This window comes from Chitinophaga sp. YR573 (genome assembly GCF_900110995.1).
Classification (GTDB): Bacteria; Bacteroidota; Bacteroidia; order Chitinophagales; family Chitinophagaceae; genus Chitinophaga.
On record NZ_FOJF01000006.1, the window covers coordinates 1 to 3,164 of the forward strand.

At 47.6% G+C, this 3,164-nt stretch carries 2 rRNA genes; both read right to left on the reverse strand.

Annotation, left to right across the window (positions count from 1 at the left end):
- Positions 1 to 10 precede the first annotated feature (10 nt).
- Positions 11 to 122 (reverse strand): 5S ribosomal RNA (gene rrf, locus BMW86_RS32390).
- Positions 123 to 275: 153 nt separating this feature from the next.
- Positions 276 to 3,156 (reverse strand): 23S ribosomal RNA (locus tag BMW86_RS32395).
- Between the last annotated feature and the right edge of the window lie 8 nt (positions 3,157 to 3,164).

Sequence of the window (3,164 nt, forward strand, 5' to 3'; positions counted from 1 at the left end):
TTTTCAATAAATATGGCAGCTACCTACTCTCCCGCATGATTGTGCAGTACCATCGGCCATGAGGGGCTTAACTTCTCTGTTCGGAATGGGAAGAGGTGAACACCCTCGGCAAAACCACCATAAGATCTTGAAGGATCTTTTGTTACTATCAGCCTATCGTTTCTCTGTATCAGTTTTCCTATCCTTTTCTCAGATAAGATCCTACCCAGATCACTCCACGCTCTCGCAACGCAATAATTTACATATTGGGAAGTTGATAATACATTTACAAAATAAAATTAAAGCTTACGGGCAATTAGTACTACTCGGCTTCGATGTTACCACCCTTACACCTGTAGCCTATCAACGTCGTAGTCTCCGACGGCCCTTAAAAGTAAACTCATCTTGAGGTTGGTTTCACGCTTAGATGCTTTCAGCGTTTATCCTGTCCGTACATAGCTACTCTGCATTGCACCTGGCGGCACAACAGATACACCAGCGGTACGTACGACCCGGTCCTCTCGTACTAAGGTCATGTCCTCGCAATTTACTAACGATCACAACAGATAGGGACCGAACTGTCTTGCGACGTTCTGAACCCAGTTCACGTGCCACTTTAATCGGCGAACAGCCGAACCCTTGGGACCTTCTCCAGCCCCAGGATGTGACGAACCGACATCGAGGTGCCAAACCTCCCCGTCGATATGAGCTCTTGGGGGAGATCAGCCTGTTATCCCCGGAGTACCTTTTATCCTTTGAGCGATGGCCCTTCCATACAGAACCACCGGATCACTTTAGCCAGCTTTCGCTCCTGCTCGGCTTGTTTGCCTCACAGTCAAGCACCCTTTTACTAATGCGCTCTGCGTACGATTACCAACCGTACTGAGGGTACCTTTGCGAGCCTCCGTTACTTTTTAGGAGGCGACCACCCCAGTCAAACTACCCACCAAACAATGTCCACCTTGCGGTGTTAGACTCTAAACAACAGAAGGTTGGTATTTCAACGTTGACTCCACAACTCCTGGCGAAGCTGCTTCATAGTCTCCCAACTATCCTACACATCTGTGGTTCAAAATCAATGTTAAGTTGTAGTGAAGGTTCACGGGGTCTTTCCGTCCCGTTGCGATTAACCGGCATCTTCACCGATACTACAATTTCACCGAGCTCGTGGTAGAGACAGTGTCCAACTCATTAGACCATTCGTGCAGGTCGGAACTTACCCGACAAGGAATTTCGCTACCTTAGGACCGTTATAGTTACGGCCGCCGTTTACTGGGGCTTCAGTCAGAAGCTTTGGATTGCTCCGAACATCCTTCCTTAACCTTCCAGCACCGGGCAGGTATCAGGCTCTATACGTCATCTTTCGATTTTGCAGGGCCCTGTGTTTTTGTTAAACAGTTGGTTGGACCATTTTACTGAGACTGCATTACTGCAGTACGCCTTATCCCGAAGTTACAGCGTCAATTTGCCTAGTTCCTTTACCACGGATCACTCGAGCGCCTGAGGATACTCTCCTCGACTACCTGTGTCGGTTTACGGTACGGGCTGCTATAACCGAACCTTAGAAGTTTTTCTTGGAAGTCTGATTAGGGACATTATCAACGCGGCCGAAGCTTTGTTGTACTATCGGGTTCATCATCTCATGCGGATTTGCCTACACAAGATATAACTACACCCTTTAACGCACTATTCCGTAAGTGCGCAGTCCTTTCACTACTCCGTTACTCCATCGAAGTTATAGCAGGTAATGGAATATTCACCATTTTGCCATCAGCTACGCCTTTCGGCTTTGCCTAAGGACCCGACTAACCCTGATCCGATTAGCGTTGATCAGGAACCCTTAGTCTTACGGCGTCTGGGTTTTTCACCCAAATTATCGTTACTTATGCCTACATTTTCTTTTCTAAACGCTCCAGCATTACTCACGTAACACCTTCAATGCAGTTTAGAATGCTCCCCTACCGATATACTGACATCGCCAGCAATCTTAAAGCTTCGGTTGTACGTTTGATGCCCGATTATTTTCCGTGCCCAAACCCTCGACCAGTGAGCTGTTACGCACTCTTTAAATGAATGGCTGCTTCCAAGCCAACATCCTGGCTGTTATAGGATTTGAACTTCGTTTGTTCAACTTAACGTACTATTAGGGACCTTAGCTGTTAATCTGGGTTATTTCCCTCTCGGCCATGGACCTTAGCGCCCACAGCCTCACTCCCGCAGATATATCATAGCATTCGGAGTTTATTAGGGTTTGGTAGGCGGTGAAGCCCCCTAGCCCAATTAGTAGCTCTACCTCTATGATAACTCTATGTACGAGGCTGTTCCTAAAAACATTTCGGGGAGAACGAGCTATCTCTCAGTTTGATTGGCCTTTCACCCCTATCCACAGGTCATCCCATAGCTTTTCAACGCTAATGGGTTCGGTCCTCCAGTTTGTGTTACCAAACCTTCAACCTGCCCATGGATAGATCACAAAGTTTCGCGTCTACCCCTACTGACTAAGCGCTCTGTTAGAACTCGCTTTCGCTACGGCTCCGCAACTTAAGTGCTTAACCTTGCCAGTAAGGAGTAACTCGTAGGCTCATTATGCAAAAGGCACGCCGTCACATATTACTATGCTCCGACCGCTTGTAGGCGCACGGTTTCAGGAACTATTTCACTCTCCTGTTCGGAGTACTTTTCACCTTTCCCTTACGGTACTGGTTCACTATCGGTCTCTAGGGAGTATTTAGCCTTATCAGATGGTGCTGACAGATTCACACAGGATTTCTCCGGTCCCGCGCTACTCAGGATACTACGCGTCCATCAGAATTTCTGCCTACAGGACTATCACCTGCTATGGTTCATCTTTCCAGATGATTCAACTTGATCTGACTTTCTAAATGTAGTCCTACAACCCCCGGACAGCACGCCATCCAGGTTTGGGCTCTTCCCCGTTCGCTCGCCACTACTTAGGGAATCATTATTTATTTTCTTTTCCTGCAGGTACTTAGATGTTTCAGTTCCCTGCGTTGGCCCCCTTGCGGGTAATACACCTTCAGTGTATTGGGTTGTCCCATTCGGAAATCTACGGATGTAACGATCGTTTGCATCTCCCCGTAGCTTATCGCAGCTTACCACGTCCTTCTTCGCCTCCTAGAGCCTAGGCATCCACCATGCGCCCTTATTCGCTTTAAAAATCTTTG